Raw genomic sequence first — 14,611 nt, 5'->3', positions numbered from 1 at the left:
CAGGGGGCCGGGTGACAATGGACGCGACAAGGACAGGGACGGAGCGCTCGTGCAGTGGACTGTGGTCGTACCCGTCAAGGCCCTGGCGCGGGCCAAGAGCAGACTCTCGGACGCCGCCGCGGACACGCTGCGGCCGGGGCTGGCGCTCGCCTTCGCGCAGGACACGGTGGCCGCGGCGCTGGCGTGTGCCGCGGTGCGTGATGTGGCGGTCGTCACGGACGACCAGGTGGCGGGGCGGGAGCTGGCGGCCCTGGGCGCCCGGATCGTGCCGGAGGGGCCGGCGGGCGGGCTGAACGCCGCGCTGGCGCACGGTGCGGCCGCCGTACGGGCGCTGCGTCCGCGCGGTGCGGTGGCGGCGCTCAACGCGGATCTCCCGGCGCTGCGGCCCGTCGAACTGACCCGGGTCCTGGACGCGGCCACGGAATTCCCGCGCGCTTTTCTGCCGGACGCCGCCGGAATCGGTACGACGCTGCTGGCCGCAGCACCCGGCGCGGAATTGCGGCCGGCCTTCGGCCCCGATTCCCGGGCGCGGCACCACGCGTCGGGAGCCGTGGAACTCACGCTCGCCGAGGTGCCTTCGGTGCGCCAGGACGTGGACACGGGCGGCGATCTGCGCGCGGCCCTGTCCCTGGGCGTGGGCCCGCACACGACGGCGGCGACGGCCCGGCTGCTGATGACCGGGCAGCCGGGGGGCTGACGGGGACCTTCGACGGCCTCACGGCAGGACGGTCCCCCGGGAGCCTGTGCCGGGGGGCCACCGTGCGCCGCCCGCGGCCGGACCTCGTGCGCCGTACGGACGCGGAGGGCGGGCCGGAGAGGAGCCGGCGGCCCCCTCTCTCCCCGGGCGGGCACCGCGGCCGGACCGCCGCCGTGCCGCTCCGGGTGGCCGTGACGCCGCCTCGACCTGCGTCCGGCCGTCGCCGGGGCACGGCTCCGGGCCGCCTCGCCGGCCCCCGCCGCCGGGCTCACCGCCCACCGGCGCCGCTAGGCTGCCGTCATGCAGGCGACCGCGTACACCTACGATCCCGACACCCGCACCGGGCAGGTGCTGCTCGACGACGGCACCCCCGTCCCCTTCGACGCGGCGGCGTTCGACGCGGGCGGCTTGCGGCTGCTGCGCCCCGGGCAGCGGGTGCGGGTCGAGATGGAGGGCGAGGGCCGCCGGATCACGCTGGTCACCCTGCACACGTTCTGAACACACCGCGGGCCGGGCTCCTGCTGGAGCCCGGCCCGGCGCGTGAGTGCCCGTGCGCCCCGGTTACCTGCGGGCGGTGGTCTTCTTGGCGGTGGTCTTCCGTCCCGTCGACTTCTTGGCCGGGGCCTTCTTGGCCGGGGCCTTCTTGGCCGCCGTCTTCTTCGTGGTGGTCTTCTTCGCCGTGGTCTTCTTGGCCGCCGTCTTCTTCGCCGCCGCCGTGGTCTTGGCGGGGGCCTTCTTGGCCGCGGTCTTCTTCGCCGCCGCCGTGGTCTTGGCGGGGGCCTTCTTGGCCGCGGCCTTCTTCGCCGCCGCCGTGGTCTTCTTCGTGGCGGCCTTCTTGCCGGCAGCCTTGGCGATGGTGGGCGGCGCGCCGGACAGGCTGCCCTTGGGCGCCTTCTTGACGGCGACCTCGCCACCGCGCGGAAGCTTCTTCGTGCCGCTCACCAGGTCCTTGAAGCCCTGGCCCGCGCGGAAGCGCGGCACGGAGGTCTTCCTGACCCGAACCCTCTCGCCGGTCTGGGGGTTGCGGGCGTAACGGGCCGGACGCTCGACCTTCTCGAACGAACCGAAGCCGGTGACCGAGACCCGCTCGCCCGCGACGACGGCGCGGACGATGGCGTCCAGGACATGATCCACAGCATCGGCGGCCTGCTGGCGGCCACCCAACTTGTCGGCAATCGCTTCTACGAGCTGCGCCTTGTTCACGTCTTCCCCTTCGGAGACATCGCCGGAACGAAAGTGTTCAAGCTTTTTCGCACGTTAGGCAGATATATACCGCAAATCAAACACGAAACGGGCTTATCACCCTTGTGCCGCAACAGACTCGGCCGCCTCAGACTTCCTCTTCGGGGGTGCGCTCCTCGTCGAGGTCGCCCATGAACCGCTCCAGACGCCGTGCCGCTTCGGCGGGATCGTGCTTGGCTGCGGCCGTGATGACCAGCAGCTTCCGGGTCAGCGCCATCCGTACGCCCTCCGGGACTTGCAGTGTGCGCACCCTTGCGTGCGCTTCCTTGAGTTGGCCCGCGACCGCCGTATAGAGCTGGAGTTGGCCGTCGTTGTCCATGCACAGATTGTGCCATCTGGGGCGAGTTGTCGCCCCCGCTGGGGGCAACTGCCGCGCCCCGGAAGCCGTCCGGGCATCGCGGCCCATCGCGGGGTCGAGTTTCGGGTACCCAGGCAATGACCTCTGTAACTGCGGTAGTTGACGACCTTGACGGCGGCCCGCGGGACCTTCCGGGGCCGGATACGGCTGTACCCCCAACCGTCCACGATTGGGGGTACAGAGCGGTGTTGCGATGGCCGAAATCAGCCTTGCGCCGAGGTCAGGTGTCAGACCTGCAGGGTCTTGGGCTTGTACGAGGCGCGGCGCGACTCGTACGCGGCGATGTCGGCCTCGTTCTGCAGCGTGATGGAGATGTCGTCGAGGCCGTTCAGCAGCCGCCAGCGGGAGTTCTCGTCCAGTTCGAAGGCGGCGGTGATGCCCTCGGCGCGCACCTCACGAGCCTCAAGGTCCACAGTGACCTCAGCAGTGGGGTCCTTCTCCGTGAGCTCCCACAGCGCGTCGACGATCTTCTGCTCGAGGACGACCGTCAGCAGTCCGTTCTTGAGCGAGTTGCCGCGGAAGATATCAGCGAAGCGGGAGGAGATGACCGCCTTGAAGCCGTAGTTCTGCAGCGCCCAGACGGCGTGCTCACGGGAGGAGCCGGTGCCGAAGTCGGGGCCGGCGACCAGCACCGTGGCGCCCTGCCGCTCGGGGCGGTTCAGCACGAACTCCGGGTCCTTGCGCCAGGCCTCGAACAGCCCGTCCTCGAACCCGTCGCGCGTGACCTTCTTGAGCCAGTGGGCGGGGATGATCTGGTCGGTGTCGACGTTGCTGCGGCGCAGCGGGACGGCCCGGCCGGTGTGGGTGGTGAACGCTTCCATGACTCTCAGACTCCAGCGGGCGCGGGGGCGTCGGACAGGTCGGCCGGGGAGGCGAGGTGGCCGAGGACCGCGGTGGACGCGGCGACCTGCGGCGAGACCAGGTGGGTGCGGCCGCCCTTGCCCTGCCTGCCCTCGAAGTTGCGGTTGGAGGTGGACGCGGAGCGCTCACCCGGGGCCAGCTGGTCGGGGTTCATGCCGAGACACATCGAGCAGCCCGCGTGCCGCCATTCGGCGCCGGCCTCCTTGAAGACCACATCGAGGCCCTCCGAGACGGCCTGCAGACCCACGCGCGCGGAGCCGGGGACGACCAGCATCCGTACGCCGTCGGCGACTTTGCGGCCCCGCAGGATGTCCGCGGCGGCGCGCAGGTCCTCGATACGGCCGTTGGTGCAGGAGCCTACGAAGACGGTGTCCACCGTGATGGAGCGCAGCGGCTGTCCGGCCTCCAACCCCATGTACTCCAGCGCCTTTTCGGCGGCCAGGCGCTCCGAAGCGTCCTCGTACGAAGCGGGATCGGGGACGGAGGCCGAAAGCGGCGCTCCCTGGCCCGGGTTGGTGCCCCAGGTGACGAACGGCGAGAGCTCGCCGGCGTCGATGTGGACCTCGGCGTCGAATTCCGCGTCGTCGTCGGTCCGCAGCGTCTTCCAGTACTCGACCGCGGCGTCCCAGTCGGCGCCCTCGGGGGCGTGCGGGCGGCCCTTGAGATAGGCGAAGGTGGTCTCGTCGGGAGCGATCATGCCGGCGCGGGCGCCGGCCTCGATCGACATGTTGCAGATGGTCATGCGGGCCTCCATCGAGAGCTTCTCGATGGCCGAGCCCCGGTACTCCAGGATGTAGCCCTGACCGCCGCCGGTGCCGATCTTCGCGATGATCGCCAGGATCAGGTCCTTGGCGGTGACGCCCTCGGGCAGCTCGCCGTCGACCGTGATCGCCATGGTCCTCGGGCGGGCCAGCGGAAGCGTCTGGGTGGCCAGCACATGCTCGACCTGCGAGGTGCCGATGCCGAACGCCAGCGCGCCGAAGGCGCCGTGCGTGGAGGTGTGCGAGTCGCCGCAGACGACCGTCGTGCCGGGCTGGGTCAGCCCCAGCTGCGGGCCGACGACGTGCACCACACCCTGCTCGACGTCGCCCAGCGGGTGCAGGCGGACGCCGAACTCCGCGCAGTTCTTGCGCAGCGTCTCCAGCTGGGCACGGGAGACGGGGTCCGCGACGGGCTTGTCGATGTCGAGGGTGGGGGTGTTGTGGTCCTCGGTCGCGATGGTGAGGTCGAGCCTGCGCACCCGGCGGCCGCTCTTGCGCAGCCCGTCGAAGGCCTGCGGGCTGGTCACCTCGTGCAGCAGGTGCAGATCGATGTAGAGGAGGTCGGGCTCGCCCTCGGCGCGCCGGACGACATGGTCGTCCCAGACCTTCTCCGCGAGTGTCCTACCCATCGCTTTCCCTCCGGCCGGCGAAGACTGCACCGGCCCAACTAGAGATCTTGGGGAGTGGCCGCGCCCGTACCCCTGGTTTTCCGGGCGTCCACCGCCGGGCCCGTCGGTCTTGGGGGCCGCCGTGACATCAAGGGTGGCGCGTTCCGCGAAAAATTGAACTTGCGTTTCACAGAGTGAGACGTGAGTATCGTTGCATGGACAACAGTAGCGGCGTCGGCGTTCTGGACAAGGCGGCCCTCGTCCTGAGCGCTCTGGAGTCCGGTCCGGCCACCCTCGCGGGCCTGGTCGGCGCCACCGGACTCGCACGACCCACGGCGCACCGCCTCGCCGTGGCGCTTGAACACCACCGCATGGTGGCGCGCGACATGCAGGGCCGTTTCATTCTCGGTCCCCGGCTGGCCGAGCTGGCCGCGGCGGCGGGCGAGGACCGACTGCTGGCGACGGCGGGTCCGGTGCTGACCCACCTCCGCGACGTCACGGGCGAGAGCGCGCAGCTCTACCGGCGCCAGGGTGACATGCGCATCTGTGTGGCCGCGGCGGAACGCCTCTCGGGACTGAGGGACACGGTGCCGGTCGGCTCCACGCTCACGATGAAGGCGGGCTCCTCGGCCCAGATCCTGCTGGCGTGGGAGGAGCCCGAGCGGCTGCACCGCGGTCTGCAGGGCGCCCGCTTCACGGCGACGGCACTGTCGGGCGTGCGGCGCCGCGGCTGGGCGCAGTCCATCGGTGAACGCGAGCCGGGCGTGGCGTCCGTCTCGGCACCGGTGCGCGGCCCCTCCAACCGCGTGGTGGCGGCGGTGTCCGTCTCCGGCCCCATCGAGCGCCTCACCCGCCACCCGGGCCGTATGCACGCCCAGGCGGTCATCGACGCAGCCGCCCGCCTCTCCGAGGCTCTGCGCCGCTCGGGCTGACCACCGGAAGAGGGCCGGCCTCAACGCCGCGGCAGGCCCTCCCCGGCAGGTATCAGGAAGCCCGGAGCCGGATCGCCGCCCGCTCGCCCCGGCGGCCGGCCGCCACGACGCCCCGGGCCTCGGCCAGGCACGTACGCCGGCATGTTCGTGAAGATCGCCTCATCGTGCCGGCCGGATCCCGGTGGCCTCCGCCCGGGAGGTGCTCGCCGCCCCGCAGGACCAGGAGCTGGATGGGAACGGGCGCCCGGGTGCCGCCGTACGGGTGCTGCCGCACGGTCCGGCCCCGGACGAGGGCGACCCCGCCGCCGGGGCGGGGTGCCGCACCGCCCGACGAGTTCCTGGAGCGGCTCGGCCGGAAGTACGGCGCCCCGGCCGGCGACGTGCCGACGGGACCGGCGCACGGGATGCCGGTGACCGCGTTCACCGCGCTGTCCCGCCTCGGCCGTCCCTGCACCGTCGAGGACTTGGAGCCCAACGCCCGCCCCATGGAGCGGATCGCGGGCACCGGCCCGGACCTCATGGAGCGGTACGGGACGCCGGACGAGCAGGCGGAGGTCGCCGTCGCGCTGACCGTGCCGTGGGAGCCGGTGCTGCTGAGCCCGCGTCGGCCGGCGGAGGCGGCGGAGTCACGCCGCCGCTTCGGCGGGGAGATGACCCGACGCGGAAGGGCCCTCCCGAGGGAGGGCCCTTCCGACTGCGTACCCCCGACCGGATTCGAACCGGCGCTACCGCCTTGAGAGGGCGGCGTGCTAGGCCGCTACACAACGGGGGCGTAGATCATGCGTTTCCGCAGATCAGCTGGTCTACCTGGACTCGAACCAAGACTAACTGAACCAGAATCAGTCGTGCTGCCAATTACACCATAGACCAAAGGTTTAGACCTTTCCGTACCCCCGACCGGATTCGAACCGGCGCTACCGCCTTGAGAGGGCGGCGTGCTAGGCCGCTACACAACGGGGGCCCATGTGATCCTGGAGAGGATCCGTACCCCCGACCGGATTCGAACCGGCGCTACTGCCTTGAGAGGGCAGCGTGCTAGGCCGCTACACAACGGGGGCTTGCGGATGGAATCCGCAGGTGCAGATGAGCTCTGCGAGCTGGCCTACCTGGACTCGAACCAAGACTAACTGAACCAGAATCAGTCGTGCTGCCAATTACACCATAGGCCACTGGAACGCAAGCCCCTGAGGGGATCTTGTTCTAGTTCTGCGCTTGGAGGGTTCCGGCCTTCCGGCCCGCTCCCCGCGGCGCAGGAAGAACATTACCTGAAGGTGGACGGCGCTCCAAAACGGGTATCGGCGCGGAGGATGGCGGGGAGTTCGGCGAGGGACGAGATGCGGTGGGGGCCGTCGGTGGCATCGCCGCTGATGAGCGCGGTGTCTCGGCAGATCCAGACCGACAGCAGACCCGCCTCGGCGGCGCCGCGCCCGTCGATCTCCGGATGGTCGCCGACGTACGCCACCTGGTGGGGGGCGAGCCCGAGGGCGTCGCAGGCGGCGCGGAAGGCCCGGGCGTCCGGTTTGGAGACGCCCAGCTCGGCGGCGCACAACACGGCCTCGAAGCGGTCGCGGACGCCGAGGGCGCGGAGCTTGCGCTCCTGGACGTGGACGCTGGAGTTGGACAGCACGGCGTGTCGGTGGCTGGCGGCGAGGACGTCGAGGACGGGCAGGACGTCCGGGAAGAGCGCCCAGGCGGCCTCGTAGTGGGCCAGATAGCGCCGGAACCAGGCGTCGGCCTGGTCGTCGGTCAGGTCCCTCCCCAGGAAGACCCGGACCCGGTCGCGGCGCTGCCCCTCGAAGGAGACCTCCCCGGCCGCGTACCGCGCCCACTGGGCGTCGGTGATCTCCCGCCAGCGGCCGAGGGCCTGCTCGACGGTCGCGAAACCGTCCAGCAGGTCCTCGGCCGTGAGGTGCGTCCGCATGCCGGCACGGTCGGCGGTGGTGTAGTCGAAAAGGGTGTCGTCGACGTCCCATACGACAGCTCTGATGGCCATGACAGGACGGTACCGGCAGACCGGTCGGGGGTCCCGGGCTGCGGCGTGCGGCGCCGGGGCCCCGGACACGCCGAGGGGCGGCACCCGTACCGGGTGGCCGCCCCTATATACGCGCGGAGGCGTCAGGCCGCGAGCTTCGCCAGCGCCGCGTCGATGCGGGCGATCGTCTTCTCCTTGCCGAGAACCTGCAGGGACTCGAAGAGGGGAAGGCCGACCGTGCGGCCGGTGACGGCCACGCGGACCGGGGCCTGGGCCTTGCCGAGCTTGAGGCCGTGCTCCTCACCGGCCGCCAGCACGGCGTCCTTCAGCGACTCCGCGTCGGCGAAGTCGGCCTGGAACAGCTTGGCGCGGGCCGTGGCCAGCAGTTCGGCCGAGCCCTCCTTCATCGCCTTGGTCCAGCTCGCCTCGTCGGACACCGGCTCCGGGAGGAACAGGAAGTCGACGTTGTCCGTGATCTCGGACAGGACCTTGACGCGGGTCTGCGCGTGCGGCGCGATCGCCTGCCACTTCGCCTCGTCGAAGTCCTCGGGCGCCCACGGAGCGACCGGGGCCTTCAGCCACGGCCGGCAGCGCTCGGTGAAGTCCTTCACGTCCAGCAGCCGGATGTGGTCGGCGTTGATCGACTCGGCCTTCTTCAGGTCGAAGCGGGCCGGGTTGGGGTTCACGTTCGCGATGTCGAAGGCGGCGACCATCTCGTCGATCGAGAAGATGTCGCGGTCGGGCGCGAGCGACCAGCCCAGCAGGGAGAGGTAGTTGAGCAGGCCCTCGGGCAGGAAGCCCTGCTCGCGGTAGAGGTTCAGCGACGACTGCGGGTCGCGCTTCGACAGCTTCTTGTTGCCCTCGCCCATCACGTACGGCAGGTGGCCGAACTCGGGCACGGCCTTGGCGATGCCCAGCTCGATCAGCGCCTTGTACAGGGCGATCTGCCGCGGCGTGGAGGAGAGCAGGTCCTCGCCGCGCAGGACGTGGGTGATCTCCATCAGGGCGTCGTCGACCGGGTTCACCAGGGTGTACAGGGGGGCGCCGTTGGCCCGGACGATGCCGTAGTCCGGCACGTTCTCGGGTGTGAACGTCAGCTCACCGCGGACCAGGTCGGTGAAGGTGATCGGCTCGTCGGGCATGCGGAAGCGGACGATCGGCGTGCGGCCCTCGGCCTCGTAGGCCGCCACCTGCTCCGCGGCCAGGTCGCGGCAGTGCCCGTCGTACCCGGACGGCTTCCCGGCGGCGCGGGCGGCCTCACGGCGGGTGTCCAGCTCCTCGGTCGTGCAGTAGCAGGGGTAGGCGTAGCCACCGTCCAGGAGCCTGTGGGCGACGTCCTTGTAGAGGTCCATCCGCTGGGACTGGCGGTACGGCGCGTGCGGGCCGCCGACCTCCGGGCCCTCGTCCCAGTCGAAGCCAAGCCAGCGCAGCGAGTCCAGAAGCTGGACGTACGACTCCTCGGAGTCGCGGGCCGCGTCCGTGTCCTCGATGCGGAAGACGAACGTGCCGCCGGTGTGGCGGGCGAACGCCCAGTTGAACAGGGCGGTGCGGACCAGGCCCACATGGGGGTTGCCGGTCGGGGACGGACAGAAACGTACGCGGACGTTCGCGTTAGCCACGCTTGATCACCCTGTTGGTGAGAGTGCCGATGCCTTCGATGGTGACGGCGACCTCGTCGCCGACGTTGAGGGGGCCGACCCCCGCGGGGGTGCCCGTGAGGATCACGTCGCCGGGGAGCAGCGTCATGGCCTCGGAGATGTTCACGATCAGATCCTCGATCGGGTGGATCATCTCGCTCGTACGGCCGAGCTGGCGCTGCTCGCCGTTGACCGTGAGCTGGATGGTCAGATCGCTCGGGTCGACGTCGGTCTCCACCCAGGGGCCGAGCGGGCAGGAGGTGTCGAACCCCTTGGCCCGCGCCCACTGCTTCTCACGGCGCTGGACGTCGCGCGCGGTCACGTCGTTGGCGCAGGTGTAGCCGAGGATCACGTCCTTGACACGGTCGCGCGGGACCTCGCGGCACATGCGGCCGATCACCACGGCGAGCTCGGCCTCGTGGTGCAGCTCCTGGGAGAAGGACGGGTAGGCGATCTCGTCGCCGGGGCCGATCACCGAGGTGGACGGCTTGAAGAAGGCGAACGGGGCCTCGGGGACCTCGTTGCCCAGTTCCCGCGCGTGTTCGGCGTAGTTCCGGCCGAAGGCCACGACCTTGTTGGGGAGCACCGGCGGCAGCAGCCTCACCTTGCTCAGCGGGACCTTGGTTCCGGAGAGCTCGAAGTCCGCGAACGGGATGCCCTTGATGATGTCGAGGACGAGCTCGTCCGGCTTGCCGCCCTCGACCGCGCCGAAGGCGACGTTCCCGTCGATGGAGAATCTGGCGATGCGCACGGGATCCTTGCGCCCCTTAACTGAGCTGGCTGGAGTCTGACGCTCCAGGCTAACGCGGTAAGGGGCGCACGCCTCGCGCCGCACGGGTGCCACCGGGCCCGGCGCGTGATCGGCGGGACGACGCCTCGTGCCCACCACCGGACCCGTGCGCCACCGAGCCCGGCGGGCTGCGGCCGAGGAGGCCGCGGGCCGCCCGGAAACCGGTGTCCCCGATGTCCTCGCCCGTTGAGCAGGCGGCGCCCGCCGCGCGTACTACTGCGCGACGGAGACCTGGACCGGGGCCTCCATGAGGACGGTGCGCTTGGGATTGGCGGTCTGGGTGGGAAGGTCGACGGAGTGTTCCGGGGTCACCGGCGCCTGCAGCTCGTCGGCGTCGGCGATGTGCGTCAGCGTCGTCCGCCGCGGGTTGGCTATGGTGCGGAACATCATCGTGGTCTTCACTGTTGTCGTTGACCTCGTCGTTGCGGGCGCCGGGCGGCCACAAGGGCCGCCGTCGGGGCGCGGGTTGTCGGATTCGCCATCCCTGTAAAGCGTCAGGCTAAACATCCAATTCCCGCGCAAAGCCCCGAAGAGGGTCTGATCACCGTGTGAGTTTGCTCACTTACCGATAGACAAAACGGGCAATCGACACCGTCACCGCGCTTCAACGAAACGGACATTGCTCCACTGAAGCCCGCATTCCGCTCCTGATCATGGCGACTGGGACACCGCTTACCGGTCGACTCCTCGCCCGCATACGCCCGTTATGTACGAGATCTCTTTCTACGTCTGGTGACGCACCCCTCACAAGGTGTCACGGTGGTCACACGCCTGCCGTTTGGCCTTGTTGGAGATCCGGCACTGTGCTGGAATTCCACGGACCGCCGCGGGATCGCACCGGCGCACAGGGGGCGCGACGCAGCGCCGAACAGCGGCGGGAAGGGGGAGCCAGCGCCGGTCACTCACGACCACCCGGGGAGCGTATTCAGGGCGCCCCCCACAACGCCGACACCGTCCCACCGCTCGCGGGGGGACGCCTGGTCCAGAGGTTGCGACGCTAGTGCAGGGACGTTTCAAGAGGGATGGCAGCGCTTCGGCGGAGCCGGAGCCGCATGGCGGGACCGACCGCGGTTCCTCGCCCCAGCACGCCCAGAACCAGGGACCGGCACCGGCCGCCGGCGGCCCCGAGCGGCCCGGGCGCACCGGCGCTCCCACGCCCGGCCCGTCGCCCACTCCGTCCCCGGCGCCCAAGAGCAGCACTCCCCCGGGCGATCCCGGTTCACGTCTGGCGCTGCGCAACTGGCGCATCTCCACGCGTCTGGTGTCGCTGCTGGCGCTCCCCGTCGTCGCGGCGACCTCGCTCGGTGCCCTGCGCATCAGCGAGAACGTGGACCAGATCCAGCAGCTGGACAACATGAAGCTGCTGACGGACATGACCAGGCAGGCGACGCAGCTCGCGGAGGCGCTCCAGGAGGAGCGCGACCAGTCCGCCGGACCCCTCGCCCACGGCGCGAGCGCGACCGACTACACGGTCAAGGGCGTCCGCGACAAGACCAACCGCGCCCGCACCGCCTTCCTGGAGGGCACCCAGGAGATCGGCGACGCCTCCAGCAACGGCCAGCTCTCGGGCGTGCGCGACAGCATCGTCGGCATCGCGAGCGAGCTGAACAACCTGAGCGCGATACGCGCCAACGCCTACAAGGACCCGAAGAACTCCACCCAGACGGTCGAGGCGTACCACCGCCTGATCACCGGACTGCTCAGCCTGTCCCAGGACATGGCGGAAGCCACCAGCAACCCGGAGATGATCCAGCGCACCCGCGCCCTGGCGGCCTTCTCCACCGCCAAGGAGTACGCCTCCGAGCAGCGCGCGGTCATCGCGGCGGCGCTGCCCGCGAGCAACACCACGTTCGGCCAGCTCTCCGAGAACGACCGTCAGTACGCCCTGTCGGCCCTGGAGAGCCAGGACTCCGAGCTGGACAGCTTCCGCAGCATCTACGGCGACGGCGCCGAGGACCTGACGAAGCCGATCGACCAGGGCAGTCCGACCATCGAGGCCGCCGACCAGTACGCCGGGCGCGTGCTGAAGAGCGCCAACGGCCTGGAGTCGCAGGACAAGCGCTCGTACAAGGACTGGGTCGACGACGACTCGACGAAGATCCAGCAGATGAAGAGCATCGAGGGCACGCTCCTGGAGCAGATGGAGCAGAAGGCCCGCGAGCTGAAGAACGCCTCGCAGCGCGAGGCGATCATCTCCGGTGCTCTGATCCTCCTCGTCCTCGGTGTCTCCCTCGTCGGCGCCTTCGTCGTGGCCCGCTCCATGATCCGCTCGCTGCGCCGGCTGCAGGAGACCGCGACCAAGGTCGCCCAGGAACGCCTGCCCGAGCTGGTCAAGCAGCTGTCCGAGTCCGACCCGCAGGACGTCGACACGTCCGTGGAGTCGGTCGGTGTGCACTCCCGGGACGAGATCGGCCGGGTGGCCTCGGCCTTCGACGACGTGCACCGCGAGGCGGTCCGCCTCGCCGCCGAGCAGGCCCTGCTGCGGGGCAACGTCAACGCGATGTTCACCAACCTCTCGCGCCGCTCCCAGGGTCTGATCCAGCGCCAGCTGTCGCTGATCTCCGAGCTGGAGTCCCGCGAGGCCGACCCGGACCAGCTGTCCTCGCTGTTCAAGCTGGACCACCTCGCGACGCGTATGCGCCGTAACGGTGAGAACCTCCTCGTCCTCGCCGGTGAGGAGCCGGGCCGCCGGTGGACCCGCCCGGTCCCGCTGGTCGACGTGCTCCGCGCCGCCGCGTCCGAGGTGGAGCAGTACGAGCGCATCGAGCTGGCCGCGGTCCCGGCCACCGAGGTCGCCGGCCGGGTCGTCAACGACCTCGTGCACCTGCTCGCCGAGCTGCTCGAGAACGCCACCTCGTTCTCCTCGCCGCAGACCAAGGTCAAGGTCACCGGTCACGCGCTGCCCGACGGCCGCGTGCTGATCGAGATCCACGACACCGGTATCGGTCTGTCGCCCGAGGACCTCGCGGCGATCAACGAGCGGCTCGCCTCGCCGCCCACCGTGGACGTCTCGGTCTCCCGCCGCATGGGCCTGTTCGTGGTCGGCCGTCTGTCGCAGCGCCACGGCATCCGCATCCAGCTGCGCCCGTCCGACTCCGGTGGTACGACCGCGCTGGTCATGCTCCCGGTCGACGTCGCCCAGGGCGGCAAGAAGCCGGCCCCGGGCAAGCCGGGCCAGGGCGCCCCGCACTCCGGTGGCCCCGCGGCCGCGCAGGCGGCCGCCGGCGCGGCCGCGGCCCGTCGCCAGGCACAGCAGGGCAACCGGTCCGCCGGGGGCCCGGGGCTCGACGCCTCCTCGCAGCGTGGACAGGTGGAGGCCGGCCAGGGCCCGCGGGCGGCGCTGCCCGGTGCCTTCCCCGGTGGCCGTCCCGGCGGTCCCGGAGCACCGCAGGCCCCCCTCTCCCCGCAGGGCCGTCCGGCCCCGGCGGGCGCGGGCGCCGGTGGCTTCGGACAGGGCGGACCGCAGGGCCCGCAGGCGGCACAGCCCTTCCAGGAGCCCGGTTCCCGGCAGGGCGGCTTCGGCGACGGCGGCCCGGGCCTGCGCCCGGCCGGCTTCGGTGACAGTGCCCCCGTACCGCCGCAGCAGCCTCAGCAGCAGTCGCCGCAGCCCAAGGAGCGCGGTGGCCGTCGCCGTCCGCAGCTGCCCGGGCGTGGCGGCCCGCGGGCGGAGCTGCCCGGTGCCGGCCCGCAGCAGCGCACGCCGAGCTGGAGCGACGAGAACGCGCAGCCGCCGGTGCCGCGTGCCTCGCTGGACGCCCCGCGCGGCCACGAGGAGCCGGACGCGCTGACCTCGACCTCGCCCATGCCGCGGATCGACGACCGCCAGGGCCCCGGGGCGACGGCGGAGATCCCGCGCGTGGACGACCGCCAGGAGTTCCCGCGGATCGACGACCGCCAGGGCTCCGGATCCACCTCCGATTTCCCTCGGCCGGACTTCAACGCCCCGCGTCCGGGCACCGGTGCGCCGGACAACGGGCGGTTCGTCCGCTCCGACGTCTTCGGCGCCGCCGACCCGGGCGCCACGGGCCGGTTCCCGACGTCGGGGCACGGTCAGGACGCGGGCCGTTTCCCGGCGCCCGGCCGTGCCCAGGACCCGGCCAGGACCGGCCAGTTCGCCCCGCAGGGCTACGACGGCTCCGGAACCGGCCAGTTCGCGGCTCCGGACTTCGGCAACCGCCAGGACCCGTCCTCCACCGGGCAGTTCCAGCGTCCGCAGCCGGGCGGTGACGCCTACGGCGCCTCCCGGCCGCCGGCCCAGCAGCAGCAGCCTCAGCGTCGCCAGGACCCCGAGGCCCTGCCGCCGGCAGCGGGTCCCGGCGACGGGCGTACGCCGCTGTACGACACGCTCGAGACCAACTGGTTCCGCGAGCGGCGGCACGGCAACGACCCCGCGCCGCAGCCGGCCGCGCAGCAGCAGTCCGCCCCGGGCCCCCAGCGTCCGGCCGGGTCGGCCTGGCGTTCCTCACCGAACGACGAGCTCGTCCGCCAGGCCGAGCGCGCGCGTCAGCCCGCCTCCGGCGGGGTCACCACCTCCGGCCTGCCGCGCCGGGTCCCGCGCGCGAACCTCGTGCCGGGCACGGCCCAGCAGCAACAGCACCACAGCGGTCCGCAGGTCTCGCGTGCGCCCGACGAAGTGCGCGGGCGGCTGACCAATCTCCGACGGGGCATCGCACAGGGTCGCCAGGCCGGTACCGGCCCCCAGACCGGCAGCTTCCCCAGCCCCACTCACCAGCAGGAGCGTTAGTTGAGTCCG

13 protein-coding genes and 5 tRNA genes are annotated in these 14,611 nt (G+C 71.5%); 4 read left to right on the top strand and 14 right to left on the bottom strand.

Translation table 11 applies throughout. The features are described from left to right. The first annotated feature begins 49 nt into the window (after window positions 1–49). Window positions 50–697: a 2-phospho-L-lactate guanylyltransferase gene (gene cofC / locus AC5WS8_RS21645; RefSeq protein WP_496105092.1), complete on the top strand. Its 648-nt coding sequence runs from the start codon at window positions 50–52 to the stop codon at window positions 695–697. A gap of 300 nt (window positions 698–997) precedes the next feature. Then, complete coding sequence (locus tag AC5WS8_RS21640) at window positions 998–1,195, top strand: hypothetical protein (RefSeq protein WP_496105091.1); 198 nt, start codon at window positions 998–1,000, stop codon at window positions 1,193–1,195. Window positions 1,196–1,258: 63 nt separating this feature from the next. Here the strand turns inward: AC5WS8_RS21640 and AC5WS8_RS21635 are convergent, their stop codons facing one another. The 4 genes from AC5WS8_RS21635 to leuC all read right to left on the bottom strand — a co-directional run bounded on the left by AC5WS8_RS21635 (window position 1,259) and on the right by leuC (window position 4,548). After that, window positions 1,259–1,900 carry an HU family DNA-binding protein gene (locus AC5WS8_RS21635; protein ID WP_496105090.1) on the bottom strand — a complete coding sequence of 214 codons (642 nt, stop codon included), beginning with the start codon at window positions 1,898–1,900 and terminating at the stop codon, window positions 1,259–1,261. Window positions 1,901–2,027: 127 nt separating this feature from the next. Continuing rightward, entirely contained in the window at window positions 2,028–2,258 is a 231-nt protein-coding gene (locus AC5WS8_RS21630) for an SCO5555 family protein (protein ID WP_496105089.1), read from the bottom strand. A 266-nt stretch (window positions 2,259–2,524) separates the two neighbouring features. Beyond that, entirely contained in the window at window positions 2,525–3,118 is a 594-nt protein-coding gene (gene leuD, locus AC5WS8_RS21625) for a 3-isopropylmalate dehydratase small subunit (RefSeq protein WP_496105088.1), read from the bottom strand. A 5-nt stretch (window positions 3,119–3,123) separates the two neighbouring features. Beyond that, a complete protein-coding gene (gene leuC / locus AC5WS8_RS21620) occupies window positions 3,124–4,548 on the bottom strand; it encodes a 3-isopropylmalate dehydratase large subunit (RefSeq protein ID WP_496105087.1) in 1,425 nt (474 codons plus the stop codon). Between the two features lie 194 nt (window positions 4,549–4,742). Between leuC and ndgR the strand changes: the two genes are divergently transcribed. Further along, the gene (gene ndgR, locus AC5WS8_RS21615; RefSeq protein ID WP_023546516.1) at window positions 4,743–5,459 is read left to right on the top strand and encodes an IclR family transcriptional regulator NdgR; all 717 of its coding nucleotides are present in this window, start codon (window positions 4,743–4,745) and stop codon (window positions 5,457–5,459) included. Window positions 5,460–5,511: 52 nt separating this feature from the next. Here the strand turns inward: ndgR and AC5WS8_RS21610 are convergent, their stop codons facing one another. From AC5WS8_RS21610 to AC5WS8_RS21565, 10 genes are all read right to left on the bottom strand, one after another. Continuing rightward, window positions 5,512–5,979: a hypothetical protein gene (locus tag AC5WS8_RS21610; protein ID WP_496105086.1), complete on the bottom strand. Its 468-nt coding sequence runs from the start codon at window positions 5,977–5,979 to the stop codon at window positions 5,512–5,514. A 179-nt stretch (window positions 5,980–6,158) separates the two neighbouring features. Then, window positions 6,159–6,231: transfer RNA gene (locus AC5WS8_RS21605), tRNA-Glu, on the bottom strand. Window positions 6,232–6,257: 26 nt separating this feature from the next. Then, a tRNA-Gln gene (locus AC5WS8_RS21600) sits at window positions 6,258–6,329 on the bottom strand. A gap of 18 nt (window positions 6,330–6,347) precedes the next feature. Beyond that, window positions 6,348–6,420: transfer RNA gene (locus AC5WS8_RS21595), tRNA-Glu, on the bottom strand. A gap of 24 nt (window positions 6,421–6,444) precedes the next feature. Then, a tRNA-Glu gene (locus AC5WS8_RS21590) sits at window positions 6,445–6,517 on the bottom strand. Window positions 6,518–6,556: 39 nt separating this feature from the next. Further along, window positions 6,557–6,628 (bottom strand) — tRNA-Gln (locus tag AC5WS8_RS21585). A gap of 92 nt (window positions 6,629–6,720) precedes the next feature. After that, entirely contained in the window at window positions 6,721–7,452 is a 732-nt protein-coding gene (locus AC5WS8_RS21580; protein ID WP_496105085.1) for an HAD family hydrolase, read from the bottom strand. A gap of 122 nt (window positions 7,453–7,574) precedes the next feature. Then, entirely contained in the window at window positions 7,575–9,050 is a 1,476-nt protein-coding gene (gltX, locus tag AC5WS8_RS21575; RefSeq protein WP_496105084.1) for a glutamate--tRNA ligase, read from the bottom strand. Further along, entirely contained in the window at window positions 9,043–9,819 is a 777-nt protein-coding gene (locus AC5WS8_RS21570) for a fumarylacetoacetate hydrolase family protein (protein WP_496105083.1), read from the bottom strand. The genes gltX and AC5WS8_RS21570 overlap by 8 nt, the downstream gene beginning before the upstream one ends. Before the next feature lie 252 nt (window positions 9,820–10,071). Beyond that, window positions 10,072–10,260, bottom strand: coding sequence for a hypothetical protein (locus AC5WS8_RS21565; protein WP_496105082.1), 189 nt, complete (start codon window positions 10,258–10,260; stop codon window positions 10,072–10,074). A gap of 598 nt (window positions 10,261–10,858) precedes the next feature. Between AC5WS8_RS21565 and AC5WS8_RS21560 the strand changes: the two genes are divergently transcribed. Then, complete coding sequence (locus AC5WS8_RS21560; protein WP_496105081.1) at window positions 10,859–14,602, top strand: sensor histidine kinase; 3,744 nt, start codon at window positions 10,859–10,861, stop codon at window positions 14,600–14,602. Window positions 14,603–14,611 lie beyond the last annotated feature (9 nt).

It is taken from the genome of Streptomyces sp. PTL18, from assembly GCF_059510295.1.
This window is presented reverse-complemented; position numbering and strand designations above follow the sequence as displayed.